31 protein-coding genes are annotated in these 25,683 nt (G+C 62.0%); 24 read left to right on the top strand and 7 right to left on the bottom strand.

Features of this window, described 5'->3' with window-relative positions; translation table 11 throughout:
• Positions 1–17 precede the first annotated feature (17 nt).
• From KEM63_RS13530 to KEM63_RS13515, 4 genes are all read left to right on the top strand, one after another.
• Positions 18–638 (top strand): pyridoxamine 5'-phosphate oxidase family protein, encoded by a 621-nt coding sequence (locus KEM63_RS13530; RefSeq protein WP_223652500.1) that lies wholly within the window; start codon positions 18–20, stop codon positions 636–638.
• A gap of 264 nt (positions 639–902) precedes the next feature.
• On the top strand, positions 903–1,340 hold the full coding sequence (locus tag KEM63_RS13525; protein ID WP_223652498.1) for a GFA family protein: 438 nt from the start codon (positions 903–905) through the stop codon (positions 1,338–1,340).
• Positions 1,341–1,458: 118 nt separating this feature from the next.
• Positions 1,459–1,590, top strand: a complete 132-nt coding sequence (locus KEM63_RS13520) for an entericidin A/B family lipoprotein (RefSeq protein ID WP_223652496.1) — start codon at positions 1,459–1,461, stop codon at positions 1,588–1,590.
• A gap of 139 nt (positions 1,591–1,729) precedes the next feature.
• Positions 1,730–2,050, top strand: coding sequence for a YqfO family protein (locus KEM63_RS13515; RefSeq protein ID WP_223652493.1), 321 nt, complete (start codon positions 1,730–1,732; stop codon positions 2,048–2,050).
• A gap of 33 nt (positions 2,051–2,083) precedes the next feature.
• Here the strand turns inward: KEM63_RS13515 and KEM63_RS13510 are convergent, their stop codons facing one another.
• From KEM63_RS13510 to KEM63_RS13500, 3 genes are all read right to left on the bottom strand, one after another.
• The gene (locus tag KEM63_RS13510; RefSeq protein WP_279346723.1) at positions 2,084–3,091 is read right to left on the bottom strand and encodes a cytochrome-c peroxidase; all 1,008 of its coding nucleotides are present in this window, start codon (positions 3,089–3,091) and stop codon (positions 2,084–2,086) included.
• A gap of 99 nt (positions 3,092–3,190) precedes the next feature.
• Positions 3,191–3,676, bottom strand: coding sequence for a L,D-transpeptidase family protein (locus KEM63_RS13505; RefSeq protein ID WP_223652492.1), 486 nt, complete (start codon positions 3,674–3,676; stop codon positions 3,191–3,193).
• Entirely contained in the window at positions 3,673–4,230 is a 558-nt protein-coding gene (locus tag KEM63_RS13500; RefSeq protein ID WP_223652490.1) for an NUDIX hydrolase, read from the bottom strand. The genes KEM63_RS13505 and KEM63_RS13500 overlap by 4 nt, the downstream gene beginning before the upstream one ends.
• Positions 4,231–4,417: 187 nt before the next feature.
• Between KEM63_RS13500 and KEM63_RS13495 the strand changes: the two genes are divergently transcribed.
• From KEM63_RS13495 to KEM63_RS13475, 5 genes are read left to right on the top strand one after another with little or no spacing between them, the layout of a single operon-like run.
• Positions 4,418–5,020, top strand: a complete 603-nt coding sequence (locus tag KEM63_RS13495) for an NUDIX hydrolase (protein WP_223652487.1) — start codon at positions 4,418–4,420, stop codon at positions 5,018–5,020.
• 2 nt (positions 5,021–5,022) lie between these two features.
• Positions 5,023–5,547 (top strand): gamma carbonic anhydrase family protein, encoded by a 525-nt coding sequence (locus KEM63_RS13490; protein WP_223652485.1) that lies wholly within the window; start codon positions 5,023–5,025, stop codon positions 5,545–5,547.
• Entirely contained in the window at positions 5,548–5,754 is a 207-nt protein-coding gene (locus KEM63_RS13485) for a DUF1289 domain-containing protein (protein ID WP_223652483.1), read from the top strand.
• Between the two features lie 4 nt (positions 5,755–5,758).
• Positions 5,759–6,940, top strand: a complete 1,182-nt coding sequence (purT, locus tag KEM63_RS13480; RefSeq protein WP_223652481.1) for a formate-dependent phosphoribosylglycinamide formyltransferase — start codon at positions 5,759–5,761, stop codon at positions 6,938–6,940.
• Between the two features lie 53 nt (positions 6,941–6,993).
• A complete protein-coding gene (locus KEM63_RS13475; protein ID WP_223652480.1) occupies positions 6,994–7,665 on the top strand; it encodes an SGNH/GDSL hydrolase family protein in 672 nt (223 codons plus the stop codon).
• Here the strand turns inward: KEM63_RS13475 and KEM63_RS13470 are convergent.
• Together KEM63_RS13470 and KEM63_RS13465 are read right to left on the bottom strand one after the other, a co-directional pair.
• Complete coding sequence (locus KEM63_RS13470; protein ID WP_223652478.1) at positions 7,653–8,945, bottom strand: HlyC/CorC family transporter; 1,293 nt, start codon at positions 8,943–8,945, stop codon at positions 7,653–7,655. The genes KEM63_RS13475 and KEM63_RS13470 overlap by 13 nt on opposite strands.
• Positions 8,946–8,979: 34 nt before the next feature.
• Entirely contained in the window at positions 8,980–9,780 is an 801-nt protein-coding gene (locus KEM63_RS13465; protein WP_223652476.1) for a cytochrome C assembly family protein, read from the bottom strand.
• Between the two features lie 153 nt (positions 9,781–9,933).
• Between KEM63_RS13465 and ffh the strand changes: the two genes are divergently transcribed.
• The 11 genes from ffh (at position 9,934) to KEM63_RS13410 (ending at position 19,465) form a co-directional block, all read left to right on the top strand.
• Positions 9,934–11,334, top strand: a complete 1,401-nt coding sequence (ffh, locus tag KEM63_RS13460) for a signal recognition particle protein (RefSeq protein WP_223652472.1) — start codon at positions 9,934–9,936, stop codon at positions 11,332–11,334.
• Between the two features lie 159 nt (positions 11,335–11,493).
• Positions 11,494–11,742, top strand: a complete 249-nt coding sequence (rpsP, locus tag KEM63_RS13455) for a 30S ribosomal protein S16 (RefSeq protein ID WP_223652471.1) — start codon at positions 11,494–11,496, stop codon at positions 11,740–11,742.
• 1 nt (position 11,743) lies between these two features.
• On the top strand, positions 11,744–12,286 hold the full coding sequence (gene rimM, locus KEM63_RS13450; RefSeq protein WP_223652470.1) for a ribosome maturation factor RimM: 543 nt from the start codon (positions 11,744–11,746) through the stop codon (positions 12,284–12,286).
• Positions 12,287–12,289: 3 nt separating this feature from the next.
• Positions 12,290–13,039, top strand: a complete 750-nt coding sequence (gene trmD / locus KEM63_RS13445; protein ID WP_223652468.1) for a tRNA (guanosine(37)-N1)-methyltransferase TrmD — start codon at positions 12,290–12,292, stop codon at positions 13,037–13,039.
• Positions 13,040–13,071: 32 nt separating this feature from the next.
• Positions 13,072–13,419, top strand: a complete 348-nt coding sequence (gene rplS / locus KEM63_RS13440; protein WP_223652466.1) for a 50S ribosomal protein L19 — start codon at positions 13,072–13,074, stop codon at positions 13,417–13,419.
• Positions 13,420–13,690: 271 nt separating this feature from the next.
• A complete protein-coding gene (xerD, locus tag KEM63_RS13435; RefSeq protein WP_423747865.1) occupies positions 13,691–14,587 on the top strand; it encodes a site-specific tyrosine recombinase XerD in 897 nt (298 codons plus the stop codon).
• 45 nt (positions 14,588–14,632) lie between these two features.
• A complete protein-coding gene (gene dsbC / locus KEM63_RS13430; protein ID WP_423747864.1) occupies positions 14,633–15,361 on the top strand; it encodes a bifunctional protein-disulfide isomerase/oxidoreductase DsbC in 729 nt (242 codons plus the stop codon).
• Between the two features lie 87 nt (positions 15,362–15,448).
• Positions 15,449–16,753, top strand: a complete 1,305-nt coding sequence (locus KEM63_RS13425; protein WP_223652459.1) for a homoserine dehydrogenase — start codon at positions 15,449–15,451, stop codon at positions 16,751–16,753.
• Between the two features lie 97 nt (positions 16,754–16,850).
• Positions 16,851–18,260 (top strand): threonine synthase, encoded by a 1,410-nt coding sequence (gene thrC / locus KEM63_RS13420; protein ID WP_223652457.1) that lies wholly within the window; start codon positions 16,851–16,853, stop codon positions 18,258–18,260.
• 149 nt (positions 18,261–18,409) lie between these two features.
• Positions 18,410–18,994 (top strand): exopolysaccharide biosynthesis protein, encoded by a 585-nt coding sequence (locus tag KEM63_RS13415; RefSeq protein ID WP_223652456.1) that lies wholly within the window; start codon positions 18,410–18,412, stop codon positions 18,992–18,994.
• 36 nt (positions 18,995–19,030) lie between these two features.
• On the top strand, positions 19,031–19,465 hold the full coding sequence (locus KEM63_RS13410; RefSeq protein WP_223652454.1) for a CopD family protein: 435 nt from the start codon (positions 19,031–19,033) through the stop codon (positions 19,463–19,465).
• A gap of 32 nt (positions 19,466–19,497) precedes the next feature.
• Here KEM63_RS13410 and KEM63_RS13405 read toward each other — a convergent pair whose 3' ends face one another.
• Complete coding sequence (locus tag KEM63_RS13405) at positions 19,498–19,977, bottom strand: DUF2231 domain-containing protein (RefSeq protein ID WP_223652452.1); 480 nt, start codon at positions 19,975–19,977, stop codon at positions 19,498–19,500.
• 87 nt (positions 19,978–20,064) lie between these two features.
• Between KEM63_RS13405 and coxB the strand changes: the two genes are divergently transcribed.
• The 4 genes from coxB to KEM63_RS13385 are packed head-to-tail and all read left to right on the top strand — an operon-like array spanning position 20,065 to position 24,410.
• A complete protein-coding gene (coxB, locus tag KEM63_RS13400) occupies positions 20,065–20,727 on the top strand; it encodes a cytochrome c oxidase subunit II (RefSeq protein ID WP_223652451.1) in 663 nt (220 codons plus the stop codon).
• Complete coding sequence (gene ctaD / locus KEM63_RS13395; protein WP_223652449.1) at positions 20,720–23,233, top strand: cytochrome c oxidase subunit I; 2,514 nt, start codon at positions 20,720–20,722, stop codon at positions 23,231–23,233. Before coxB ends, ctaD begins: the two co-directional genes overlap by 8 nt.
• Positions 23,230–23,604, top strand: a complete 375-nt coding sequence (locus KEM63_RS13390) for a hypothetical protein (RefSeq protein ID WP_223652447.1) — start codon at positions 23,230–23,232, stop codon at positions 23,602–23,604. Before ctaD ends, KEM63_RS13390 begins: the two co-directional genes overlap by 4 nt.
• Positions 23,595–24,410, top strand: a complete 816-nt coding sequence (locus tag KEM63_RS13385) for a cytochrome c oxidase assembly protein (RefSeq protein WP_223652445.1) — start codon at positions 23,595–23,597, stop codon at positions 24,408–24,410. The genes KEM63_RS13390 and KEM63_RS13385 overlap by 10 nt, the downstream gene beginning before the upstream one ends.
• Before the next feature lie 13 nt (positions 24,411–24,423).
• Here the strand turns inward: KEM63_RS13385 and KEM63_RS13380 are convergent, their stop codons facing one another.
• Positions 24,424–25,500, bottom strand: coding sequence for an endonuclease/exonuclease/phosphatase family protein (locus KEM63_RS13380; protein ID WP_223652443.1), 1,077 nt, complete (start codon positions 25,498–25,500; stop codon positions 24,424–24,426).
• Positions 25,501–25,683: the final 183 nt, after the last annotated feature.

Below are 25,683 nucleotides of genomic sequence, written 5' to 3'. Positions count from 1 at the left end.
CAGGAGGACATAGCAGCATGGAGCTTGATTCCGCAGCACTGGTGACCAGTGCAGAACAACTCGCAGCCTTGTACGCGGCGCCCAGCGAGCGCGCCCGGCTCAAGCAGATCGATCATATCGATCCGAATTGCCGTGCGTTCATCGAGGCGTCGCCGTTTTTCGCGCTGTCGACCTGCGGCCTATCAGGGGCTGATTGTTCACCGCGTGGCGATGCGGAGGGTTCGATCATCGTCGCGGATGAGCATACCCTGTTGATCGCGGATCGCCGCGGCAACAACCGGCTCGACAGCCTGCGCAACATTCTGGACAACCCCTCGGTGGGCATGCTGTTCCTGATCCCCGGTCTGAACGAGACATTGCGCGTCAATGGCCGTGCGCAGATCAGCCGCGATCCGGGCCTGCTGGCCAGGTTCGGCGTGACCGGCAAGCTGCCTGTCACGGTACTGGCGATCCGGGTTGATGAAGCATATATCCACTGTGGTCGCGCATTGGTGCGCGCCGGCCTCTGGGAATCCCGGACCCAACCGCCCGCCGTGCCGTCGATCGGCACGATGCTCGCGGCCCATACCCAGGGTAAGGTCGATGCGCAGGTGTATGACGAGCAAGTGGCTGCGCATCTGCATCAAACGCTGTACTGACAGAGCGCCACCCAAACCCTTCGCGGTCATGCCCGCTCCTACAGGGCGGTGGTGCGATGGTTTTTGTGTAGAAGCGCACCTGGGCGCGAAAGCGGAGCCCGACCTGTTCGCGGTCATGCCCGCTCCTACATCGGCGAGGAAGGCACTGGTTTGATGTAGGAGCGCACCTGGGCGCGAAAGCGGAGCCCGACTTGTTCGCGGTCATGCCTGCTCCTACAGAGAATAGGTGGGGCTAGGGACGGTTTGGAATCAGGGAGATAAAGCATGAACAGCATCACCGGGCGTTGCCTGTGCGAGGCCATCGTCTACCGTATCGAGGGTGACCTTGGGCCGGTATTCAACTGCCATTGTTCTAAATGCCGCCGTTGGCACGGCGCTGCGTTCCGTACCCGCGCTTCGATCAAACGTTCACAATTCAGCTGGCTCGCAGGCGAACATCTTCTGTCTCGTTACACGTCATCCGATACCGTGACCAAGACCTTCTGTTCGGTCTGCGGCTCGAATCTGGCGAGCTTCTACGCGGACCTTCCGGATATTGTCGGCATCGCACTGGGTGGGCTGGAAAGCGATCCCGGCCTGCGCCCGCTCGCGAATATCTTCGTCGGCTCGAAGGCACCCTGGTATGACATCTGTGACGGGCTGCCGCAGTTCGAGGGCTGGCCGACCTCGGAATCGGCGGTCCGCGCCACAGCAGAGGATTGAGCAGAGAGCCCGTCATCCCCCGGCGCATAACGCCTTCGCGCAATTTGCAGAGGGCATCGCGGAACTGTCAGCGCTTCGCTGCACTCATAAGCAACGAGTCCCCCAACTGGAGTTGATTATGAAGCTTGCGATGAAATCTATGCTGCTCAGCATGTTGTTCATGTTCGGTGTCGCCGGTTGTAACACGATGGACGGCGCAGGTCAGGATATCGAGCAAGGCGGTGAAGCGATCCAGCGCCAGGCGCAGTGATCGAAGCCTGACGAAGAAGCCGCCGAGCCTGACGCCAGGACGGCGGCTTCTTCGTTTCAGCTTCCTGTTCTCTCTTCCCTTCGCTCTCGAACGTCACGTTGTAGCAACCCGTTCTCTTCGGGCTGCCGGAGCCTTTGCAATGTACAAACTCTGTTTCTTCGTCCCCGAGTCGCATCTCGAGTCGGTGAAGCGCGCCGTGTTCGATGCCGGTGCCGGCAGGATGGGCGACTATGATTCCTGTTGCTGGCAGACCCTCGGACAGGGCCAGTTCCGTCCGCTGAAGGGCGCCGATCCGCACATCGGCAAGGTCGGCCAGCTGGAGTACGTCGAAGAGTATCGCGTCGAAACGTTGTGTCATGGGGACGTGGTGCGCGATGTCGTAACGGCGCTGCGCGAGGCACATCCCTATGAGGAGCCGGCCTTCGATGTCTGGGCGCTGACCCAGGAACTGATGATGTGAGCAGAAGGGCGTGCGGGGCACGCCCTTTGTCTGTCAGTTGGCGAAGGGAATCGGTTTTGGCGTATCGCCGGTCGATGGAGGCAGCTGCGGGATCGCGAATTCGGGCTGATCGCCAGTCAGGGTCTTGAGGAAGGCGGTCATGTTGTCGATGTCGCTCCTGGGCAGCTCGCGGCCGAGCTGAAGCCGTGCCATCAGATCCACCGCCTCTTCCAGTTTCCAGTGCGCGCCATCATGAAAGTAGGGGTAGGTCAGCTCCACGTTGCGCAGGGTCGGCACCTTGAAGGAGAAGCGATCGGCATCGTCGCCGGTGACCGCTACGCGTCCTTCCGCCGGGTTGTCGGTCACGTAGGGCCTGACCACACCCATGCGCTGAAACGAGGTGCCACCGACCGCCGCGCCGTTGTGGCAGGCGGTGCATCCTACTTCCTTGAAGGTCTTGTAGCCGGCGAGCTCCTGCTCGCTGAGGGCGTCATCATCCCCCTTCAGCCAGCGATCGAATCGGGAGTTCGGCGTCACCAGCGTTTCCTCGAATGCCGCGATGGCATTGGTCACGTGGCTCAGCGAGATCTCTTCAGTGCCGTAGATCTCCGAGAAATCTGCGCGGTACTGCGGGATGGAGCGCAGCACGTCGATGGCCACGGCATGCGTCAACGCCATTTCCTTTGGGTTGGATATGGGGCCGGCTGCCTGCTCCTCCAGCGTCTTGGCGCGACCGTCCCAGAACTGGGCCACGCTCATGCTCGAATTGAGCACGGTCGGCGAGTTGATCGGGCCTTCCTGCCAGTTGTGACCGATCGAGGTGGGCAGATTGTCGCTCCCGCCGGTGCTGAGGTTATGACAGGAGTTGCAGGAGATGAAACCGGACCGTGATAGCCGCGGATCGAAGAACAGCTTCTTGCCCAGCTCCACTTTCTCCGGCTCGGTGATCTGTGCAGGCTCGATGGGCTGAATCGGTTCGTTGGCGGCTCGGTCTGCCAGAGCCTGAGTCGCAGGCAGAAACAGCCCGGCGGCCAGCGCCAGCCGTATCAGTCTCTTTTTCATCGGTAGTCTCCTTGTCCACGGATCGTTGCGTGGCTCGCCGACCGCGCAATCTGATGGGACCAGTGTGGACCAGGGGAATGAGGGGGATGTTGATTCAGATCAAGGGCGTATCTCGACGGGGGTACCGTCTGGCACGAGCTTCCACAACTCGCGCATGTCGGCATTCTTCAATGCGATACAACCGTCGGTCCAGTCGAGCCCTTCGAAGAACCATTCCGGGTACTCCTCATCGATCGGGGTGCCGTGGATCATGATCATGCCACCGGGGTCGTCGCCGCGCTTCCATGCCCCCGTGAGGTCCTTGAGGTTCGGGTAGTCCAGATGCAGGCTCAGGTTGAAGCGCTCGCTCTCCTGGCGCCAGTCGATGGTATACAGGCCCTCAGGCGTGCGCTGATCGCCGGCCCGCTGTTTGTGGCCGGTCGGCTGCTTGCCGAGCGAAACGCGGTAGCTGCGGATGACCTCGCCCTCGCTGATGACCTCAAGACGCCGCTCGTACTTGTGCACCAGCACCTTGTCGACGAGCGGGCCGGCCGCAGCGGGAAACGCCAGCAGCAGACTCAGCAGCCAGACCGCCAGTCGGCTCATACGGCCTGGCGGGGCGCTCGCGCCGGGAAATTGATGTCGGTCATGCGTACCGGGTAGTCGCGCACCTGGCGATCGATGAAATACTGCTTCAGCGTCTTGCCGATCGTGGGGAAGGCCAACTCGTTCCAGGGCACCTCGTGCTCGTGGAACAGCCGCACCTCCAGGCTCTCTTCCCCCGCGGCAAAGTCCAGATCACTGAGTTCGGCGCGGAAGAACATATAGACCTGGTTGATATGCGGCAGGTTGAACAGCATGTACAGCTGTTGTGCCCGAACCCGTGCGCGCGCTTCTTCCCAGGTTTCCCGCAGGGCAGCCTGCTCGGTGGTTTCGCCGTTTTCCATGAAACCGGCCGGGAGCGTCCAGAAGCCGCGCCGTGGTTCGATGGCGCGGCGACAGAGCAGAACCTGCTGTTCGTGGACGGCCAGACAGCCGGCGACGATCCGCGGGTTCTGGTAATGGATGGTGTCGCAGTGTCCGCATACATAGCGAAGGCGATTGTCGCCGTCGGGGACACGTTCTTCGACGCTTTCGCCGCAATGACTGCAATAATTCATGCTGGTTCGGATCCCTGCGTGGCTGGCGGGTTCACTTTCGCCTTATCTTGCGGCGCAATTGCGGGCTCGGCAAGGGTGGCGGCGCGCTATAGGCTCATGCCTATGAATAGTCATTCATCGCTCGGGCGGTTATGGTCCGGTACCGATGATCGTGCCATGATTGGGAAAAATTTCGAGGGTGTGCTGCATGCTGGACCAGATGCGCACGCGGGTACTGGGACACACGCCGCGCGAGATCGAGGCGGCGGGCTTGCCGGAAGCCGGTGTTCTGATTCCGGTCACCTGCGTGAACGACGAACCGGAGATCATTCTGACGCTGCGCTCGCGGCGCCTGTCTACGCACTCCGGCGAAGTGTCTTTCCCGGGGGGACGGCGTGATCCGGGCGATGTGGATCTGCGCTACACCGCCTTGCGTGAGACCCATGAGGAGATCGGTCTGCCGCCGGAAGCGGTGGAGGTGATCGGTCCCATGGACAGCCTGGTGTCGCGTTTCGGCATCAAGGTAACCCCCTACGTCGGCATTGTGCCTGACATATTCGATCTGCAACCCAATCCCAGTGAAATCGAAGAGGTCTTCCGTGTTCCTGTGCGCTACTTCATCGGCGACCCGCGGGAAATGACCCACCGTATCGATTACCAGGGCCGCAGCTGGTACGTGCCCAGCTATCGCTTCGAAGGCTTCAAGATATGGGGCTTGACCGCGCTGATGCTGACCGAGCTGATGAACGTGGCATTCGACGCGCGCATCCCGCTGCACACCCCCTATGAATCCGATCACGAGAAGGAGTGAACATGAAGTACAGCCTTGGAGATGCGCGGGTTGAAATGGCCGCCGATGCCTGGATCGCCGACAGTGCCGTTGTGGTGGGCAAGGTGCGGCTGGAGGCGGGTGCCAGCGTCTGGTTCGGCGCGGTGATCCGCGGCGACAACGAACTCATCCTGATTGGCGAACACAGCAACGTACAGGATGGCGCGGTCATGCATACCGACCCCGGTTCTCCGTTGACGCTCGGCAAGGGCGTGACGGTCGGCCACAATGCCATGCTGCATGGGTGCACCGTGGGCGACTACAGCCTGATCGGCATCAACGCGGTGGTGCTCAACGGGGCGAAGATCGGCAAGCATTGCATCATCGGCGCGAATGCGCTGATACCCGAAGGCAAGGAAATTCCCGATGGTTCGCTGGTCATGGGCTCGCCCGGCAAGGTGGTGCGCGAACTCAACGACCAGCAGAAGAAGATGATCGAGGCGGGTGCCGCGCACTATGTTCACAATGCCCAGCGCTATCGTCGGGATCTGAAGCCGCAGGACGACTGAATGAGTACCCCAGCGGTGCGGTCGCCTTGCGTGGCCGTGTGCTGCCTGGACGATGATGACGTATGTACCGGCTGCCAGCGCACCGGCGACGAAATCGTCCGCTGGGGGCGCATGACCGATGACGAGCGCCGGCAGGTGCTGGCGCTGTGCGAGCAGCGCGCCCGCCGCCAGGGGCTGTGGATGTCCAACGAATCGAACGGAAACTGAGAACATGACTCCGATTGGCACGCCGTACTCACCTACGGCGACACGCGTGCTTCTGCTCGGCTCCGGCGAGCTGGGCAAAGAACTGGTGATCGAACTGCAACGGCTGGGCTGCGAGGTGATTGCAGTGGACCGCTATGACCACGCGCCGGCCATGCAGGTTGCCCACCGCAGCCACGTGATCAACATGCTCGACGGCCGTCTGCTGCGCGAGGTGATCGAAGCCGAGCAGCCGGATTATGTAGTGCCTGAGATCGAGGCCATCGCTACGGCAACGCTGCTTGAACTGGAACAGGAAGGCTACAACGTGGTGCCGACCGCGAATGCCGCGTGGCTGACCATGAACCGCGAAGGCATTCGTCAACTGGCGGCCGAGCAGCTCGGCCTGCCCACCTCTGCCTACCGGTTTGCCGATACCCTCGAGCAGTACCGTGACGCCGTCAGGGACATCGGCCTGCCTTGCGTGGTGAAACCGGTGATGAGCTCATCAGGCAAGGGACAGAGCCTGATCAGGTCCGACGCGGAGATCGATACAGCCTGGGAATATGCCCAGGCCGGCGGTCGGGCAGGTCAGGGCCGGGTAATCGTGGAAGGTTTTGTCGACTTCGATTACGAGATCACGCTGCTCACCGTGCGCCATGTGGGCGGGACCGACTTCTGCGCGCCGATCGGCCATCGTCAGGAAGGCGGGGACTATCAGGAATCCTGGCAGCCACAGCCCATGTCCGACGCGGCACTGGCCGAAGCCCAGCGGGTGGCGCTGGAGGTGACGGATGCGCTGGGTGGTCGCGGCCTGTTCGGCGTCGAGCTGTTCGTCAAGGGCGACCAGGTCTGGTTCAGTGAGGTGTCTCCCCGCCCGCATGACACCGGCATGGTGACCATGATCTCGCAGGACCTCTCCGAGTTTGCGCTGCATGCCCGAGCGATTCTCGGCTTGCCGATCCCGCAGATCCGGCAGCTGGGGGCATCGGCATCGGCGGTGATACTGGTCACTGGTCAATCCGCACAGGTCACCTTCGGCAACCTGCCCGCGGCGTTGGCCGAGCCTGATACCCAGTTGCGTCTGTTCGGCAAGCCGGACGTCGATGGTCAGCGGCGCATGGGTGTCGCTCTGGCCCGCGACGAGACCGTCGAGGCCGCCCGCGCCCGTGCCATGCGCGTCGCGCAGGCCGTCGAGATTACGCTCTGAGTCGGTGGTGGTATCTGGCGGCGCCTGCATTACCACTGCTGCTGCCTCAGGCAATGTGGGTGCGCCGCACTGCCTTGCGCCTGCCCGATGCAGCCGACCCCTGGCACGGCACAGTCGCCTGCGCGAAAGCGGTCGCGCAGGGAGAGCCCTTCCGTCTGCTGCTGGTCGGTGAGTCGACGGTTGCCGGGGTGGGCGTTGAGCGCCAGGCCGATGCGCTCAGCGGTCAGCTCGCGGTGCAGCTAGCCGTCCGCCTGAGCCGAACGGTCTGCTGGCAGGCATGCGGTCGCAACGGTGCCACGGCCGCCGAAACCCTTGCCGCCTCCCTCGAAATGCCTGACGCGCGGTGGGATGCGGTCGTCATCGTGCTGGGCGTGAATGATACGACGCATCTGACGCCGCGCTGGCGGTGGAGGCGGAGCATCAGGGAACTGGTACGACGTTTTTCCTGCTGCAGCGAGCAGGTGCTGTTGACCGCGGTGCCGCCACTAGGGTCGTTCACAGCGCTGCCGCAACCCCTGCGGGCCTGGCTCGGCCTGCGCGCCGGTCTGCTCGATCGGGATCTTCGCACAATTGCACAGGCGCAGGCTGCGGTGCACGTGCCGTTCGCTGCGGTGTTCGCCCCACACATGCTGGCGCGCGATGGTTATCACCCGTCCGCTGAGGGTTACCGTGCCTGGGCAGCCGGCGTCGCTGACCGTGTCGCCCCGGACGGTCAGGATGTCTGAGCGCGATCGGCGTGTCGTGCTTCGCTGGTCCGCGCCGAGACGCGCACGCTCTTGATCATGTTGTCCTTGGTCTGAAGAATTTCCAGGCGATACATGCCGATGGTCAGGCACACAGGACTTTCCGGAATGCTTTCCAGCTGTTCGGTAATCAAGCCGTTGAGCGTCTTGGGACCGTCTGCAGGCAGCTTCCACTGCAGCTGCTTGTTGATGTCGCGGATCGCGGCGCCGCCCTCGATGACGTAGCTGCCGTCTTCCTGCGGATGGATATCCTGACTCGGCAGCAACATGTCGGTGGTGAACTCGCCGACGATCTCCTCGAGGATGTCTTCCAGCGTCACCAGGCCAATCACGTCACCGTATTCGTCGACGACGATGGCAATGCGTCGCTTCTGTTTCTGGAAGTTGAACAGCTGCGTGTGCAGCGGCGTATTTTCCGGAACGAAATACGGCTCCCTGCATGCGTTGGCCAGCGCTTCCTTGGTCAGGTCCCCACGGCTGAGCAGCCGCGCGATGGAGCGCATGTGCACGATGCCCTTGATGTTGTTGATGTCGCCTTCATAGACCGGCAGCCGGGTGTGATGGGACGCGCGGAGCTGGTTGATGATCACCGGCATGTCGTCTTCCAGATCGATGCCGACCGCCTCGTTGCGCGGGACCATGATGTCGTCGACCGTCATCTTTTCCAGGTCGAGAATTCCCAACAGCATGCTCTGCCGGCTGCGGCTCATTCCGAGGCCGGCCTCGCGGACAACGGTCCGTAGCTCATCGGTGGTCAGTTGATCGGCACCTGTGTCGCTCGGGTTCACCCCGATCATGCGCAGCAGCAGGCTGCTGATGGCGCTGCACAGCCAGACGACGGGATACAGGAGCTTCTGCAGTACGGACAACACGACGCTGGCTGGGAACGCGATCAACTCCGGCCGCAGCGCCGCAAGTGTCTTGGGAGTGATTTCACCGAAGATGAGCACTACCACGGTCAGCACCACCGTGGCGATGGCGATGCCGGCATCGCCCCATACCTGCACGGCGATGACTGTCGCTATCGATGCGGCCAGGATATTCACTATGTTGTTGCCGACCAGAATAGTCCCCAGCAGCCGGTCGGGGCGCTCGAGCAATCTGGATGCGCGTCGCGCGCCCTTGTGTCCTTCCTTGGTGAGGTGTTTCAGCCGGTAGCGGTTCAAGCTCATCATGCTGGTTTCGGAGCTTGAGAAGAACGCCGAGAGAATTATGAGGATGAGCAGGACGATCAACAGAACGCCTGTGCTGGTGTCGTTCAAGGTGTTACCTCAAGGGACCGAAATAGGCGGAGTTTCACAGCGGAAGAACAAACTCGTGGACCAGTTTGCTGCCGAAGTAGGCCAGCATGAGCAGGAGGAAACCTGCCAGTGTCCAGCGGATCGCATTGCTGCCTCGCCAGCCTCTAAGGTAGCGGCCCCATAGCAGAATGCCAAACACCACCCAGGCCAGACAGGAGAGAAGGGTCTTGTGCGCCACGTCCTGGGCAAACATGTTGTCCAGGTAGACGAATCCGGAGATCAGGGCCAGCGTCAGTAGCGCCTCGCCGCAGGTCAGGAACTGGAATAAAAGCCGTTCCATCGTCTGCAGTGGCGGGAAGGTACGAATGAAGCGGGTCGGATGCTTGTGCTTGAGCTGGTAGTTCTGCACCGCGAGCAGCACGGCCTGGAATGCCGCTATGGTCAGGATCCCGTAAGCCAGAATCGACAGCAGGATGTGCGTCAGCAATCCTTCCTGGCCGGCGATGCGAATCGCGCCATGATCGGGCAGCAATGACGAGAGTACGGCGGTAACCGCCCCCAGCGGAAACAGGCCCAGCAGCAGCGATGCGGTGGGCGCGCGCAGGCTGGAAGCCAGGGTCAGCGCAATCACCAGCCAGGCGATCAGCGACGCGGCATTGAAGAACCCGAGCGATAGCCCGGGGCCCCTCGACAGCTCGACGTAAAGGCTGATCGCATGAATCAGAAGGGCGGCCAGTCCCAGGCCGCGCAGGAGATTGCCGTTCACCGCCAGGCGCTTGCCCATGCAGTGCATCTGATAATAAGCCGCGCCCAGGTAAAGGGCCGCTGCCAGCACGCTGGAAATCAGAGCGGTCATACGTCCTTGAGAAAGGTTATCAATAAAGGCGCAGTGTGGCATAAGCCGCGAAGCTGATAAAGCGCTTGCCTGTAATCTGCCGCGTTGCGGCGTTATACTTGCCGGCTTGTTGGCTTCCACCCGTCCGGGTACGCGAAGCAGAGGAGATGACCGATGTTTGAAAATCTTACCGATCGCCTGTCGCACAGCCTGCGCGGCGTCACCGGCCGGGCCAAGCTGACTGACGAGAACATCAAGGACACCCTGCGCGAAGTGCGCATGGCGCTGCTTGAGGCGGATGTTGCGCTGCCGGTGGTCAAGAGCTTCGTTGACCAGGTACGCGAGCGCGCCGTGGGTCAGGAGGTGTCGCGCAGTCTGTCCCCAGGCCAGGCCTTCGTGAAGATCATTCGCGCCGAGCTGGAAGCGGTGATGGGCGAGACTGTCGGGCTCAACCTGGCAGTATCGCCGCCTGCGGTCATCCTGATGGCCGGTCTGCAGGGTGCAGGTAAGACGACGTCCGTTGCCAAGCTGGCCAAGACGTTGCGAGAGCGCCAGAAGAAAAAGGTGATGGTAGTCAGCGCCGACGTCTATCGTCCGGCAGCGATCAAGCAGCTCGAGACCCTGGCCAAGGAAGTCGACGTTTCCTTCTTCCCGTCGGATGCCGGGCAGAAGCCGGTGGCGATTGTCGAAGCGGCGCTGCGTGAGGCGAAGAACCGCTTCATGGACGTGCTCATCGTCGATACCGCAGGCCGCCTGCATATCGACGCCGACATGATGGACGAGATTCGCGCGGTGCATGCCGCGGCGAAGCCGGCCGAAACGCTCTTCGTGGTCGACGCGATGACCGGTCAGGACGCTGCAACGACGGCGCAGGCGTTCAACGAGGCCCTGCCGCTCACCGGCGTGATCCTGACCAAGGTCGATGGCGACGCACGCGGCGGTGCTGCGTTGTCCGTGCGACACATCACTGGCAAGCCGATCAAGTTCCTCGGCATGGGCGAGAAGACCGACGCGCTGGAGGTGTTCCATCCGGATCGTGTTGCTTCGCGCATCCTGGGCATGGGCGATGTGCTCAGCCTGATCGAGCAGGCCGAACAGAAGCTCGACAAGGACAAGGCTGAAAAGCTGGCCAAGAAGCTCAAGAAGGGCAAGGGCTTTGACCTCGAGGACTTCCGTGACCAGCTGCAGCAGATGCGCGGCATGGGCGGTCTTGGTTCGCTGATGGACAAGCTGCCGATGATGGGCAAGATCAGCCCCTCCCAGATGGAAACGGCGCAGACCCAGGCGGAAAAGCAGTTCAAGCAGATGGAGGCCATCATCAACTCGATGACCCCCGGCGAGCGGCGTAACCCTGATATCATCAGCGGCTCGCGCAAGCGCCGGATCGCCGCCGGATCGGGTACCCAGATCCAGGATATCGGCCGTGTCATCAAGCAGCACAAGCAGATGCAGAAGATGATGAAGAAGGTCAGTGGCAAGGGTGGCATGGCCAAGCTGATGCGCGGCATGGGCGGCCTTGGCGGTGGCGGCGGTGGCGGAATGATGCCGCCGGGCGGCGGTATGCCGAAGTTCTGATTCGATGCCGGGGCGGGGCACTCGTCGCCCCGGCCCGGCGCTCTGCCGAAAAAACAGTTTTCATCAGTCGGGATATTCCGTAGAATACGCGACCTTTCGGGCTATAGGCCCGTGATGAATTATTTGAAGCGTGACTCAAACACAGGAAACGATGTTCACATGGTAACCATTCGTCTTGCTCGTGGTGGCTCCAAGAAGCGCCCCTTCTATCACCTGACCGTAGCCAACAGCCGTAACGCCCGTGATGGCCGTTTCGTCGAGCGCGTTGGCTTCTTCAACCCGGTCGCTGCGGGTGGTGAGATGCGCCTGTCGGTAAACCAGGAGCGCGTCAGCTACTGGCTGAGCCAGGGTGCACAGCCGTCTGACCGCGTTGCATCGCTGCTGAAGGAAGCTCAGGCCTCTGCCTGATATGGCCTCCTCGCCGGAACAGTCCGGATCGCCCATGCTGGTCCTGGGCAAGATCGTTTCGGTGCATGGCATTCGTGGGGCGGTGAAGGTGCTGTCGCATACCGACCCGCTGGATAACGTGCTGGACTATCCGCAATGGTCCCTTCGCCGGGGCGCGGAACAGCGTACGGTATCTGTCACCGGTGCTCGCGTGCAGGGTCGCGTCCTGATCGTTCAGCTCAAGGGCGTGGACGACCGCAATCAGGCCGAGGATCTGGTGAATTTCGAGATCTGCGTGGCGCACGACGCTCTGCCCGATCTCGAAGACGGCGAGTTTTACTGGTATCAGCTCGAAGGCCTGCGGGTCGAGACGCTGGAAGGTCAATTGCTGGGTCGCATCGACCATATGCTCGAGACCGGTTCGAACGACGTGATGGTCGTCAAGCCCTGCGAGGGGAGTGTCGACACGCGTGAGCGGTTGTTGCCCTACCTGCCGGATCTGTATGTGAAGCACATCGATCTGCAGGCCGGCCTGATGCAGGTCGATTGGGATCCGGAGTTCTGACCGGTGTGGGCCGGTGTAGTAACGCTGTTTCCGGAGATGTTCTCGGCTCTGACCGAATACGGCGTAACAGGCCGTGCCGTGAGCCGCGAACAGATGACGGTGGTTTTCAGCAACCCGCGTGATCATGCCCATGATCGGCATCGCACGGTGGATGACCGGCCCTTCGGTGGCGGTCCCGGCATGCTGATGAAGGTTGAGCCACTGCTCGAAGCAATCGAAGCGATTCGCGAGCAGGCGCCCGCGCCGCCACGGGTGATTTACCTGTCACCGCAGGGCCGCCCGCTGACGCAGCAGCGTGCTCGGGAGCTGTCGCAGCTGGAAAGCATCGTCCTGCTGTGTGGTCGGTACGAAGGTATCGACGAGCGCATCATCGACATGTGTGTCGATGAGGAAATTTCCATCGGGGACTATGTTCTGTCCGGTGGTGAACTGGGAGCCATGGTGCTCCTTGATTCGGTAGCCCGGCTGATTCCCGGGGTTCTGGGTCACGCCGATTCGGCGGCAGAGGATTCGTTTACGGAAGGGTGGCTGGATTGTCCGCATTACACCCGGCCGGAAGAGTTTGCGGGGCGGCGCGTACCGGAGGTGCTGCTCAGTGGTAATCATGCACTGATCCGGCGCTGGCGTCTCAAGCAGTCCCTTGGCAGAACCTGGCAACGCCGGCCGGAACTGCTGGAGGACCTGACATTGAGCAAAGAACAGCAACAGCTGTTGGCGGAATTCATTCGCGAACAGGCAACCGATAACCATTGAAGCAAGTCCGGCGGCTTGAGCAGGAGTTAGAAATGTCCAACATTATTGCCCAGATTGAAGCGGAACAGATGAGCAAGGAAGTCCCCCAGTTCGCCCCGGGAGACACCGTCATCGTCCAGGTAAAGGTCAAGGAAGGCGAGCGTTCGCGTCTGCAGGCTTTCGAAGGCGTGGTTATCGGTAAGCGTAACCGTGGTCTGAACTCGGCTTTCACCGTTCGCAAGATCTCCAGCGGTGTGGGTGTAGAGCGTACCTTCCAGACCTACTCGCCGCTGATCGACAGCATCAGCGTCAAGCGTCGCGGTGACGTGCGCAAGGCCAAGCTGTACTACCTGCGCGAACTGTCCGGCAAGGCAGCACGTATCAAGGAAAAGCTGGGCTGATCACCGCCCGCTACGAAAAAGCAGCCTCCGGGCTGCTTTTTTTTTATGCCTGGGGGCCTGGCTTGGATGCCACCCCTTCGCGGTCATGCCCGCTCCTACGGAGCGCTTGAGTTGTAGGCGCGCACCTGGGCGCGAACGCGGAAACGCTACCAGCACGGAGCTCAGCTTTAACCGACGAGCATGCAAGTGGCTTGCGTGGTTGCGACAGCGCTTGTACGTTCGTCTTTTCCCCCGCGAGATATCGATGACAGCCAGCCCCGACGCCCCTTCCGTGCCCGAATCCGAGACGCGACTGATCGCCGCCTACCTCGATAGCCTGTGGCTTGAGCGGGGACTGGCGCGGCAAAGCCTTGAGGCGTACCGCACGGACCTCGAAACGCTCGCGGTCTGGGCGGCCGGGAGGCGCTTGTCTTTGCTCAAGCTTGGTCGCGCCAACGTGATGGAACACCTGGCCTGGCGAATTGGCGACGGCTACAAGGCACGTTCCACTGCACGTTTTCTATCCTGTATACGCGGGTTCTATCGTCATGCGCTGCGCCAGAATCTGATCGCCGAAGACCCGACACTCGATGTCGCCATGCCCAAGCTGGGCAGGCCATTGCCCAAGTCACTGAGTGAGGCGGACGTCGAGGCGCTGCTGGGTGCGCCTGATGTCGAGGATACGCTGGGCCTGCGCGACCGCTGCATGCTAGAAGTGCTGTATGCCTGCGGTCTGCGGGTCAGCGAGCTGGTCGGGCTGCGGCTGGATCAGGTGAATCTGCGCCAGGGAGTGGTCCGGGTTACCGGCAAGGGCGACAAGGAGCGCTTGGTCCCGCTGGGTGAGGAGGCGCTGGTCTGGCTCGACCGTTATGCGCGGGAGGCTCGCCCGGTTCTGCTTGCCGGCCAGCCCAGCGACGTGCTGTTTCCCAGCCGCCAGGCACGGCAGATGACGCGTCAGACCTTCTGGCACCGTATCAAGCTGCATGCTCAGCAGGCCGGCATTCGCAGCGAGCTGTCGCCGCACACGCTGCGCCATGCCTTCGCAACGCATCTGCTCAATCACGGTGCCGACCTGAGGGTGGTGCAGATGCTGCTCGGACATAGCGATCTGTCGACGACACAGATATACACGCACATCGCCCGGCACCGTCTGCGCGACCTGCACGCGAGCCATCATCCACGTGGGTGAGGCGCAGGTTTCATGCTAAGCTTGCGCGTCTTCAGGAGGAACCGAATCATGCTGTTCAAACGCTTAGCAGGCTGCGCTCTGGCGCTGGCCGCCATGAACGCTTCGGCAGACCCCGAGCAAGCTATCCAGCAGACGCTCGATCGGTTGCAGTTTCCCGCCAAGGTGTCCGCTGTCAGTCAGACGCCGATCGCCGGGCTGTACCAGGTCGAACTGGAAAATGGCCGCGTGCTGTATGCCAGCGACGATGGCAAGTACATGATGCAGGGCTCGCTGTTCGACGTGTCGACCGAGCAGCCGCGCAACCTGACCGCTGCCGCTGAAGCCGAGGCGCGCGGAACCAAACAGGCGATAGACGCGATTCCACAGGAAGAGCTGGTCATTTTTGCGCCGGACAAGCCGAAGACCCATGTGACGGTATTCACGGACGTCGACTGCGGCTATTGCCGCAAGCTGCATAGCGAGATCGAGGAGCTCAACGAGTTGGGTATCGAGGTGCGCTATGCGGCCTTTCCGCGCTCGGGGATGGGCAACCCGGTTGCCGACACGATGCAGTCGATCTGGTGTGCCGACGACAAGCAGACTGCCATGACCCGCGCCAAGCAGGGCAAGTCGGTCAAGTCTGCCAAGTGCGATGATCCGGTGGCTAAGCAGTTCGAGCTCGGCCAGAAGCTCGGTGTACAGGGTACGCCGGCGATCTTCCTGGCCAACGGCATCATGCTGCCGGGGTACAAGCCGGCCGAGGTACTTGCTGCCGAAGCCATGGCGTACGAATAATCGCCGAATCCGGCGACATAAAACGCCCCGGCGCAAGCGGAACCGCCGGTGGCGAGACTAACAGCAACGAAACGAGTGGGGGCTAGGTTGAAACCGGTCAAAGTTGGAATATGTGGGTTGGGCACCGTAGGCGGTGGCACGTTCAATGTCCTGCAGCGCAACGCCGCTGAAATTGCCCGCCGCGCCGGGCGCGGCATTGAGGTTGCGCAGATTGCCGCACGCCATGTCAACCCAACCTGCGACCTGGGTTCAACGGTTGTCACCGATGACGTGTTCGAAGTGGTCAACAACCCCGAAATCGACATCATCGTCGAGCTGATCGGTGGCTCCGGGGTGGCCAAGGACGTGGTGATGCAGGCGATCGCCAACGGCAAGTATGTGGTGACCGCGAACAAGGCACTGATCGCCGTACATGGCAACGAGATCTTCCGCGCTGCGGTGGAGAAGGGCGTAGTGGTCGCCTTCGAGGCGTCCGTTGCCGGCGGTATCCCGATCATCAAGGCGTTGCGCGAAGGCCTGGCTGCCAACCAGATCGACTGGGTCGCCGGCATCATCAACGGCACCGGTAATTTCATCCTCACCGAGATGCGCGAGAAGGGCCGGACCTTCGAAGACGTACTCGCCGAGGCGCAGGCGCTGGGCTATGCCGAGGCCGATCCGACCTTCGACGTGGAAGGTACCGACGCGGCGCACAAGCTAACCATTCTGGCGTCCATTGCCTTCGGCATCCCCCTGCAGTTCGACCGCGCCTACACCGAGGGCATCACCCGCCTGACCACCGCGGATGTGAATTATGCTGAAGCCTTTGGCTACCGTATCAAGCATCTGGGTATCGCGCGGCGCACCGACAACGGCGTCGAGCTGCGCGTGCACCCGACGCTGATTCCCGCAGACCGGCTGATCGCCAACGTCAATGGCGTGATGAATGCGGTCATGGTCAATGGCGACGCCGTTGGCTCGACCCTGTACTACGGAGCCGGCGCCGGCGCCGAGCCCACGGCGTCAGCAGTTGTCGCTGACATTATTGATGTCGTCCGCACGCTGACCACCGACCCGAACAACCGTGTTCCGCATCTGGCATTCCAGGCGGACCTGTTGTCGGATCTGCCGGTGTTGCCGGTGGAAGAGGTCGAGACCGCCTACTATCTGCGTCTGCAGGCCCAGGACCGCCCGGGTGTGCTGGCCAAGGTCGCGACCATCCTGTCCGAGCGCGGGATCAACATCGAATCGATCATCCAGAAGGAAGTCGAGGAACAGGATGGACTGGTGCCGATCATTCTCATGACCCATCGCGTGCTCGAGAAGCACATGAACGATGCCATCGCCGCACTCGAAGCCCTGGATCACATCGCCGGTCCGGTCATGCGGATCCGGGTGGAACAACTGAACTAACTCAGCGGCAAGCGCCACGCTGCACGCGGCAAGCTCCACCCGGACAGCTTGCCGCTTGTGGCTCGCAGCTTGCGGCTCAAACCGAAGGTTTGACGACATGCGCTATATCAGTACTCGCGGCCAGGCACCGGCCCTTAATTTCGAAGACGTGCTGCTGGCTGGTCTGGCAACCGATGGTGGGTTGTACGTACCGGAGAATCTGCCGCGCTTCACCCAGGAGGAGATCGCGTCTTGGGCCGGCTTGCCCTATCACGAGCTGGCCTTCCACGTGATGCGTCCCTTCGTTTCCGGCAGCATTCCGGATGCCGATTTCAAACAGATTCTTGCCGACACCTACGCGGTGTTCGAGCACAAGGCGGTTGCACCGCTGCGTCAGCTCGGGGCAAATGAGTGGGTGCTGGAACTGTTCCACGGCCCGACCCTGGCCTTCAAGGACTTCGCCCTGCAGCTCCTGGGCCGGCTGCTCGACTATTTTCTGATCAAGCGCGGCGAGCGGGTTGTGATCATGGGCGCCACCTCGGGAGATACCGGCTCGGCTGCCATCGAAGGCTGCCGCCGCTGCGAGAACGTGGACATCTTCATTCTCCATCCGCACCAGCGGGTCTCGGAGGTGCAGCGTCGCCAGATGACCACCATCCTGGGTGACAACATCCACAACATTGCGATCGAAGGCAACTTCGATGACTGCCAGGAGATGGTCAAGGCCAGCTTTGCCGATCAGGGCTTCCTCAAGGGCACCCGTCTGGTAGCAGTCAACTCGATCAACTGGGCGCGCATCATGGCGCAGATCGTCTACTACTTCCATGCAGCGCTGCAGTTGGGTGCTCCGGCGCGGTCAATGGCGTTCTCCGTGCCGACCGGCAACTTCGGCGACATCTTCGCCGGCTATCTGGCGCGCAACATGGGTCTGCCGATCAGTCAGCTGATCGTTGCGACCAATCGCAACGACATCCTGCATCGCTTCATGAGCGGCAACCAGTACGACAAGGACACCTTGCACGCTTCGCTGTCGCCGTCGATGGACATCATGGTGTCGTCCAACTTCGAGCGTCTGCTGTTCGACCTGCATGGTCGCAACGGTCCGGCGGTAGCCCAGCTCATGGCGGACTTCCGCGAGACCGGCAAGCTATCGGTGGAAAGCGAGCGCTGGACCGAAGCGCGCCGTCTGTTCGATTCGCTGGCAGTTGATGACCAGGCGACCTGCGACACCATCGCCAAGGTCTATGCCGAGTGCGGTGAGTTGCTCGATCCGCACACGGCCATTGGCGTGCGTGCCGCGCGCGAATGCCGTCGCTCCATGAGCCTGCCGATGATCACGCTGGGCACGGCGCACCCGGTCAAGTTTCCGGAAGCGGTGCTCCGCTCGGCCGTTGACGAGAAACCCGAACTGCCGGTGCACCTGGCGGATCTGTTCGAGCGCGACGAACGTTGCACCGTCTTGCCAAACCACCTGCGTGACGTGCAGCAGTTCGTCGCCGCACATGGCAATCGCGGCAAGCCGCTCTGATACTGCGCGGTACGCCCTCCGAGCCCGGCACCTGCCGGGCTTTTTTATGCCCGTTGAACAGGGTGCGTCGGAGAACTTCCCGGAACCACACGCCTCCAAGCCCCTAGAGACCGCCTCAAGGGGGCGCCGGATCAGCCAAGGGACGTTCGATGAACCAGCCGTTACACAACCTCGAAGAACTGCTCGACCGCATCGGTCAGCTGGCGCATGACAACCAGGAAGTGTCGATCGGTATGGTGGTCGAGTCGATTGGAAGCCGGTCCTTCGGCCCGCTGTTGATGCTGATCGGTATTACGCTGTTTTCCCCGTTGAGCGGCGTGCCCGGGATGTCGTTCTTCATGGCGTCGTTCGTGTTGCTCGTTGCGGGACAAATGCTGCTGGGCCGAAAGCAGTTCTGGTTGCCGCATTTCATCCTCGACCGCTCGGTCGAACACGGCAAGCTGGAAAAGGCGCTGAGCTGGCTCAGCAAGCCGGCCCGGGGCATAGACAAGGTGCTCAAGCCACGGCTGACCTTCCTCGTACACAACGGCGCCAGTTACGGGGTAGCCGCGGTGTGCGTGGTCATCGGCCTGTGCATGCCGTTCATGGAGTTGGTGCCTTTTTCGTCGTCGGCGGCAGGCCTGGCATTACTGGCTCTGGGGCTGGCGTTGGTGGTGCACGATGGGCTGCTGGTGCTGCTGGCGCTTTTGGTCTTTGGCGCAACTTTCACGTTCGTCGTTGTCAACATACTGTGATTCGCCCATCCCAGCTGTAAGAGGAAACCCCGCCGGATGCTCTGGTTCCTGGTGCCGCACATCGCTGCCATGCTGATCTGGACGGCATCGCTTTTCTATCTCCCGACGCTGATCATAGGCAGCATTACTCATAAGAGCCTGGTGTACGAACCGAGGGATCGATTCGACTCCATCCCGCGTTTCATGTTTACCCACATCGCTACGCCGGCCGCACTGGTGGCGATCATCGCCGGCACCTGGGTGTTCATCGTCAACCAGACCGTCGATACGTGGCTGATCGCCAAGCTGACGCTGGTTGCCGCCTTGGCGGTCTGTCACACCCTGGTGGGGTTGATGATTCTGAGATCGGAGACCGATAACGGCAAATCAGTCGTCGGCTGGTGCCGTTTTCTGATGTTGGTGGTCGCGCTGCTGATGTGCGCGATCTTCTGGCTGGTGCTCGCCAAGCCGGACATGGAGCAGCTGCTGTGACCGGCTGGGGGCATGCTGGGCGCGCCCGCGTGTTACAGCTCCGCGCGGCGCTCCTTGATCTTTTCCTGGGACACGCCAATGGCGTGGTCGTAGACCAGTTGCCCGCCGAGCATGCTGGTGATGGAGATCATCACGCCGTTGAGCAGCGACAGGTAAACGCCCCAGGGCAGCACGTCAGGACCGCCCTCGACGATACGCAGCAGCCAGTTCAGGGTCGCCAGCGACAACAGCGTGACGGCCATGATGGCATGGCACCAGGCGGTTACCAGCCGGCGAATTTCCGGCACGCTGATCAGGTCCATCAGGCCCACGCCGCCCGATATCAGTCCACCGACCGCGCCGATGCCCGCCAGCCAGACGCTGGCCCGGGCCCAGAATTCGTCCAGCGTGAAGACGTACGCCAGATCGGTGCAGAGCACGCCGATCATGGCTGCCACCGGAAAATGGATCAGCATCGGGTGGATAGGGTGGCCCATTATGGACATCTTGCTCTTGATCGTGCCTCGGATCATCGTACGCCTCGTCGTGTCTGGGCGCGCCTGCGCGCTCCGGTAACTCTAGCAAAACGCCTGGGCGGCATTTCGTTGATGGCTTGCTGCATGCTTCTGACAGCGTGTGGCGGCGCTTATTCCACACTCGATCCTGCCGGTCCCCAGGCGACGGGCGCAGCATGGCTCTGGTGGGGCATGTTTGGCTTCTTCACCCTGGTTTATGTCGGCGTGATCATCCTCTGGTTCCTCGGCATGAGGCGCGATCCCGGTAAGATCTCCGACGAGGAAGCGCAGCGGGTCCAGAACCGCTGGATCCTCTGGGGCGGCCTGGTCCTGCCCAGCGTCAGTGTCACCGCGGTTCTGGCGTTTGGACTACCGGTCGGCCGCGTCATGTTGCCGTTGCCGCCAGAATCGGGCGAGGCGGTCGCGGTGCATGTCAACGCCAGGCAGTGGTCATGGGAGGCCACTTATCCGGGGACCGACCACACCCTCGAAGATTACATGCTGATCCCCGTGGGGGTTCCGATAGATGTTCATCTGAGCAGTCGCGACGTCGTTCATTCGTTCTGGGTTCCGCGGCTCGCCGGGAAGATGGATGCGATCCCGGGACACGTCAACACCCTGCGCATCCAGGCGGACAAGCCCGGCCGGTATCGCGGTCACTGTGCCGAGTTCTGCGGCACCGATCACACCCACATGAAATTCGTCGTCGAAGCAGTGCCGCAGGAGGAGTTCGACAACTGGCTAGAGGACGGGCAGACCGATGACTGACACACCACAGCATTCAGACCGGCGCGAAGAATTCGATCGGGTCTGGGGCAACCTGCCCGGCTGGGGCCAGCTGGCAGCGGTGAACCACACTACCATCGGCCTGCGTTTCATCGTCACCGGTACGGTGTTCTTCCTGATTGGTGGCCTGCTGGCGATGCTGATCCGTACGCAGCTGGCGCTGCCGGATCAGGAGATTCTCAGTGCGAATGCGTACAACCAGGTATTCACCATGCATGGCACGGTGATGATGTTCCTGTTCGCCATCCCGATCCTGGAAGGCGGCGCGATGTACCTGATTCCCAAGCTGATCGGCGCCCGGGATCTGGTGTTTCCTCGACTGAGCGCGCTGGGCTACTACTGCTACCTGTTCGGCGGCATCATCGTGGTGTCGAGCATGTTGCTGAACATGGCACCAGCGGTCGGCTGGTTCATGTATACCCCCCTGAGCAGCAGTGAATACTCGCCGGGGAGGGGGCCGGACTTCTGGCTGCTGGGCATCACCTTCGTGGAGATTTCTGCCATCAGCGCGGGGGTCGAGCTGGTCGTATCGATCCTGCGCACACGCACCAACGGCATGTCGTTGCGGCAGATGCCGATCTTCTGCTGGTACATCCTGGCGATGGCGCTGATGATCATTTTCGGCTTTCCGCCGCTGATCCTCGGCTCCATCCTGCTCGAACTGGAACGCGCGGCTGATCTGGTGTTCTTCAAGGTCGCCGGTGGCGGTGACCCTCTGCTCTGGCAGCATCTGTTCTGGCTGTTCGGTCACCCGGAGGTATACATCATCTTCCTGCCGGCGGCGGGCATCGTCTCCACGCTGCTGCCGGTCTTCGCCCAGCGCACACTGGTCGGGTATCGCTGGATCGTGCTGGCGATCATCATCACCGGCTTCATCAGCTTCGGGCTATGGGTACACCACATGTTCACGGTGGGTATTCCCAAGCTCGGACTGGCGTTCTTCTCGGTCGCCAGCATGATCGTGGCGATCCCTACCGGCATCCAGATATTTGCCTGGATTGCCACGCTCTGGACCGGGAAGGTGGTGTTCAAGCTGCCGATGCTCTGGATCATCGGCTTTCTGCTGATTTTCGTTTGCGGTGGCCTCACTGGCGTGATGCTCGCGCTGGTGCCGTTCGACTGGCAGGTCCACGACACGCATTTCGTGGTCGCGCACATGCATTATGTGCTGGTCGGCGGGATGCTGTTTCCGCTGATCGCCGGGTTCTACTACTGGCTGCCTCACGTGTCCGGGCGCATGCCGTCAGAGATCCTCGGCCGCTGGGGCTTCTGGCTGGTATTCATCGGCTTCAATCTGACCTTTCTGATCATGCACCTCACCGGCCTGTTCGGCATGCCTCGCAGGGTCTACACCTACGAGGCCGGGCTGGGCTGGGAGTGGATGAACATGGTCTCCTCCATCGGCGGCTTCATCATGGCGATGGGCGTAGCGGTGATCATCGTGGATATCGCGCTGCACTTCCGCTTCGGCCGCAAGGCCGAGCAGAACCCGTGGAACGCCGACAGCCTGGAATGGGCGGTGGAGATGCCGGTGACCACCTACAACTTCGCTAGCCTGCCGGAGATTACGTCGCGCCATCCGCTCTGGGAAAATCCCGATTTGCCGAAAACCATCGCCAATGGCGAGCACGGCCTACCGGAGATCGGCCATGGCCGCCGCGAGTTGTACGGCTCCGATGCGGTCACCGGCGAGATCCGGGAAGTAATCCACCTGCCGACCAACTCCTGGATTCCGCTGCAGGCGGCATCAATGATCGGTGTGGTTTGCCTCGGCCTGCTGACCAAGTACTACTGGGTGGCGCTGGCCGGTGCGGTGCTGGCATTGCTGTGCCTGGTTCGCTGGAGCTGGCATAACGGGGCCCATCCGGTCGCCGCCCCGAAAACCCCGGACTGGGAACACACCGATCCTCCGCTGCATTCGCGAACATTCAGCGGGCCCGGCCTCTGGGGCGTGCTGGTTACCATGCTGGCCAACGGAACGCTGTTCGCCTCACTGCTGTTCGGCTGGTTCTACCTGTGGACCTCCGCACCGCTCTGGACTACCCCGGCAGAGGGACCGCTCAGTCTGATCTCGCTGGTAGGCAGTGGCGTGCTATTGACACTGGGAGCCGGCGTGTTCGGCTGGGCTGTGAACCGTCTGCGCAAGGGTAACGATGCCTCGCTGGGACTGCTGTTCTGGTTGGCCGCCGCGCTGGGCGTAGCGCATTTTGCCTGGCTTCTGTACGAAGCGATCCGTGCGCCGCTGACCCCCACGACCCTGGCACACGATTCGGTGCTCAGTGTGATGCTCTGGTACCTGTTGCTGCATGGTGGACTGTCGACGCTGGCCACCATACTGCAGGCACTCAGGGTACGGTTCGGCTACGTTGATCGCACGCTGCCGTACGAGCCGGTCGTAGTATTACCGATCTGGGTTTACAGCGTCTGGGTCTACTGGGTGAGTTTTGCCGCCTTCATCCTGCTGCCGATGACCTGGAGCGGCACATGATCGGACGCCTGATGCGCAAGATTATGCTGCATCCGTTGCACCCGTTGCAGCTGGTGTTCGGTCTGCTGGTATGGAGTGGCTGGTTCGTACTGGTGTACGGTGGTACGGGCGTCATTTGTGCCGTGGCACCGCCGCCGGTTGATGCAGACATGAAAACCTGGGTCAACGCGCTGGTGCTGGTTCTGGGCGCGTTGGTCGGGGCCTTTCTGCTGTTCAACGCGTGGCGCTGCTGGAAGGCGACGCCAGACTATGACGTAGGCAAGCCCGACAAGCGGTTTCTGGGAAGGGTGGCCGGCGGCGTATATCTGGTCGCTGCGATTGCCTCGTTCGGGCTGGCACTGCCAGCGTTGTTTCTGCCGCCATGCGTATGACTCACGCGGGCGCGTCGCTGGCCGGGGCACTGCTGATGCTGGCTGCGCCGCTGGCATCAGCGCACAGTCCCTTCACCGCAACCACTGACGATCAACTTCCAGCCTGGCTCAGCGCGGCGTTATTGCTGGGCTTGTGGGCCTGCTACCTCTACGGCTGCGCACGGGTCCGGCCTGGCATCGCTGCGGTACTGCTGTTTCACCTGGGAATGGCCCTGGCGGGACTGGCTGTTCTCGGCCCGCTGGACGAGTGGGCGGAAACGAGTACGTCCGCCCACATGACCCAGCACATGCTGTTCATGGTGATCATCCCGCCGCTGTTCGTACTCAGCCGTCCACTGCCGCAGCTGTCGGCCGGCGGTGCCAGGCGACTCTCGGTCGTATGGGATCCATTGTTGCGGTTGACCCAGCGCCCGATGCTGCTCGCCTACCTGCATGGCTTCATTGTCTGGTTCTGGCACATGCCGAAATTCTATATGTTGGCGGTCGAGCATCCCTGGTGGCATGCGGTGGAGCATCTGCTGTTCATCCTCAGCGCCGGGTTGTTCTGGTGGGCGGTATTGCGCGGGGCGCGCTCGGTGGCGCCCTGGGCACTCCTGGCACTGCTGTTTACGCTGATGCACACGGGGTTTCTTGGTGCGCTGCTCACATTCGCACGCGAGCCGCTGTATGGCGAGGCGCGCAGTCTGGAAGATCAGCAGTTGGCCGGGCTGATCATGTGGGTCCTCGGCGCGGTGCCCTACCTGGCCGCGGCGGGCTGGCTGGGCTGGCGCTGGTTGTCGATGATGCAGCGAAAGCTGGGATGGTAGGGCAGCCGGCGTTCTAGTGCGGGTCTTCGCCGTTCGCGGCGCGATCCTTCGCTTCATCGATGACCTCGTCGGCAGTTTCCTGCTGTTCCTCTTCAGCTTCAGGCTTCTCCACCTCGTCCTTGTGCTCCGGGCTGTAGCAAAGCGTGGCAAGGATCGGGAAGTGGTCGGAGCCGTATTTGTTCAGGCGCTCGATGCCACCCAGCGAGAAGTGTTCGCTGGCGAAGATGTGATCCAGCGGCCAGCGCAGCGCCCAGTGGTCTGCATTGTAGGTGCTGAACATGCCGCGCCCGCGGCGCGGATCGAGCATGCCGCTGACCTCGGCGAACAGGCGCGTGGTGCGCGACCAGGCCACATCATTGAGATCACCGATCAGCAGGGTCGGGCCGCCGCGCTCGCGTATGCGCTTGCCAACCAACAGCAGTTCGGCATCGCGCCACAGTGACTCGTCGCTCTCCTGCGGCGCCGGCGGCCGAGGGTGCACCGCGTGCAAGGCCACGGTGGCTCCGTTTCGCAGGTGCAGCGTACCGTGAACGGACGGAATGTCGTCTTGTATCAGGTACGACACCTCGACGTCGGTCAGTTTCATGCGCGAATACAGGTGCATCCCATACAGGTTGTCCAGCGGTATCTTCACCGAGTAGGGCCATTCCTCGCCCAGCGCTTCGTCCAGTCGGTCTCCCCACCACTGATCACTCTCCAGGGTCAGGATCACGTCAGGTTTGCGAAAAATGATCTGCTTGGTGAGTCCGGCGAAATTGCGGTTGGGTGTCAGCACATTGGCGATAAGAATGGTTACGCAGCGGCTGTCCTCACTGGACTCGGCTGCCGGCATCTGCACTTCCCAGGCCGGTGTCCAGGGCAGGATGTAGCGAATCTGCACGACCATCACGACCAGGCACATGGCGATCGTCAGCCATTTCAGCGGTGCATCCGCAGAGGCCGCGCCGAGCAAGGCGAGGAACGCCACTCCGGCGATCTGTACACGGGGAAACTCGCAGGCGCGTATCCACCAGTCATGGACCCGCACCTGCGACAGGAAGGTGGCGGCGAACACTATCAGCGCAACTATGAATGTGACAATGCCGAGCATGGCTCGGGCCTCCAGGGAAAGAATTCAACGTTTGGAAAGCCGCTGGCCATGTGAGTTCAGTTCGATATCCGAATACCGGCAGGGCGGTCGGATCGCGCGTCTTTTGCCGGGGACTGAACTGCCGGAACCCGCCGATGGCCATGCAGGGAACCGAAGCGGGGTGCAATAGCCTAAGCATTCAGG

The organism is Halopseudomonas nanhaiensis (assembly GCF_020025155.1).
GTDB classification, from domain to species: domain Bacteria; phylum Pseudomonadota; class Gammaproteobacteria; order Pseudomonadales; family Pseudomonadaceae; genus Halopseudomonas; species Halopseudomonas nanhaiensis.
The sequence above is the reverse complement of the archived record's forward strand: the minus strand, read 5'-3'. Positions and strand labels throughout refer to the sequence as shown.

What these genes read in the sequence shown, in the direction of transcription:
- KEM63_RS13495 (WP_223652487.1), top strand. Translation starts at nt 4,418, where the DNA reads ATGCTGGACCAGATGCGCACGCGGGTACTGGGACACACGCCGCGCGAG.
- KEM63_RS13520 (WP_223652496.1), top strand. Translation starts at nt 1,459, where the DNA reads ATGAAGCTTGCGATGAAATCTATGCTGCTCAGCATGTTGTTCATGTTC.
- KEM63_RS13410 (WP_223652454.1), top strand. Translation starts at nt 19,031, where the DNA reads ATGCTCTGGTTCCTGGTGCCGCACATCGCTGCCATGCTGATCTGGACG.
- KEM63_RS13525 (WP_223652498.1), top strand. Translation starts at nt 903, where the DNA reads ATGAACAGCATCACCGGGCGTTGCCTGTGCGAGGCCATCGTCTACCGT.
- ctaD (WP_223652449.1), top strand. Translation starts at nt 20,720, where the DNA reads ATGACTGACACACCACAGCATTCAGACCGGCGCGAAGAATTCGATCGG.
- rplS (WP_223652466.1), top strand. Translation starts at nt 13,072, where the DNA reads ATGTCCAACATTATTGCCCAGATTGAAGCGGAACAGATGAGCAAGGAA.
- KEM63_RS13510 (WP_279346723.1), bottom strand. Translation starts at nt 3,091, where the DNA reads ATGAAAAAGAGACTGATACGGCTGGCGCTGGCCGCCGGGCTGTTTCTG.
- coxB (WP_223652451.1), top strand. Translation starts at nt 20,065, where the DNA reads ATGCTTCTGACAGCGTGTGGCGGCGCTTATTCCACACTCGATCCTGCC.
- KEM63_RS13490 (WP_223652485.1), top strand. Translation starts at nt 5,023, where the DNA reads ATGAAGTACAGCCTTGGAGATGCGCGGGTTGAAATGGCCGCCGATGCC.
- rimM (WP_223652470.1), top strand. Translation starts at nt 11,744, where the DNA reads ATGGCCTCCTCGCCGGAACAGTCCGGATCGCCCATGCTGGTCCTGGGC.
- KEM63_RS13530 (WP_223652500.1), top strand. Translation starts at nt 18, where the DNA reads ATGGAGCTTGATTCCGCAGCACTGGTGACCAGTGCAGAACAACTCGCA.
- KEM63_RS13380 (WP_223652443.1), bottom strand. Translation starts at nt 25,500, where the DNA reads ATGCTCGGCATTGTCACATTCATAGTTGCGCTGATAGTGTTCGCCGCC.
- rpsP (WP_223652471.1), top strand. Translation starts at nt 11,494, where the DNA reads ATGGTAACCATTCGTCTTGCTCGTGGTGGCTCCAAGAAGCGCCCCTTC.
- KEM63_RS13405 (WP_223652452.1), bottom strand. Translation starts at nt 19,977, where the DNA reads ATGATCCGAGGCACGATCAAGAGCAAGATGTCCATAATGGGCCACCCT.
- KEM63_RS13385 (WP_223652445.1), top strand. Translation starts at nt 23,595, where the DNA reads ATGCGTATGACTCACGCGGGCGCGTCGCTGGCCGGGGCACTGCTGATG.
- KEM63_RS13515 (WP_223652493.1), top strand. Translation starts at nt 1,730, where the DNA reads ATGTACAAACTCTGTTTCTTCGTCCCCGAGTCGCATCTCGAGTCGGTG.
- KEM63_RS13390 (WP_223652447.1), top strand. Translation starts at nt 23,230, where the DNA reads ATGATCGGACGCCTGATGCGCAAGATTATGCTGCATCCGTTGCACCCG.
- KEM63_RS13505 (WP_223652492.1), bottom strand. Translation starts at nt 3,676, where the DNA reads ATGAGCCGACTGGCGGTCTGGCTGCTGAGTCTGCTGCTGGCGTTTCCC.
- ffh (WP_223652472.1), top strand. Translation starts at nt 9,934, where the DNA reads ATGTTTGAAAATCTTACCGATCGCCTGTCGCACAGCCTGCGCGGCGTC.
- KEM63_RS13485 (WP_223652483.1), top strand. Translation starts at nt 5,548, where the DNA reads ATGAGTACCCCAGCGGTGCGGTCGCCTTGCGTGGCCGTGTGCTGCCTG.
- KEM63_RS13465 (WP_223652476.1), bottom strand. Translation starts at nt 9,780, where the DNA reads ATGACCGCTCTGATTTCCAGCGTGCTGGCAGCGGCCCTTTACCTGGGC.
- KEM63_RS13415 (WP_223652456.1), top strand. Translation starts at nt 18,410, where the DNA reads ATGAACCAGCCGTTACACAACCTCGAAGAACTGCTCGACCGCATCGGT.
- thrC (WP_223652457.1), top strand. Translation starts at nt 16,851, where the DNA reads ATGCGCTATATCAGTACTCGCGGCCAGGCACCGGCCCTTAATTTCGAA.
- purT (WP_223652481.1), top strand. Translation starts at nt 5,759, where the DNA reads ATGACTCCGATTGGCACGCCGTACTCACCTACGGCGACACGCGTGCTT.
- KEM63_RS13500 (WP_223652490.1), bottom strand. Translation starts at nt 4,230, where the DNA reads ATGAATTATTGCAGTCATTGCGGCGAAAGCGTCGAAGAACGTGTCCCC.
- KEM63_RS13475 (WP_223652480.1), top strand. Translation starts at nt 6,994, where the DNA reads ATGTGGGTGCGCCGCACTGCCTTGCGCCTGCCCGATGCAGCCGACCCC.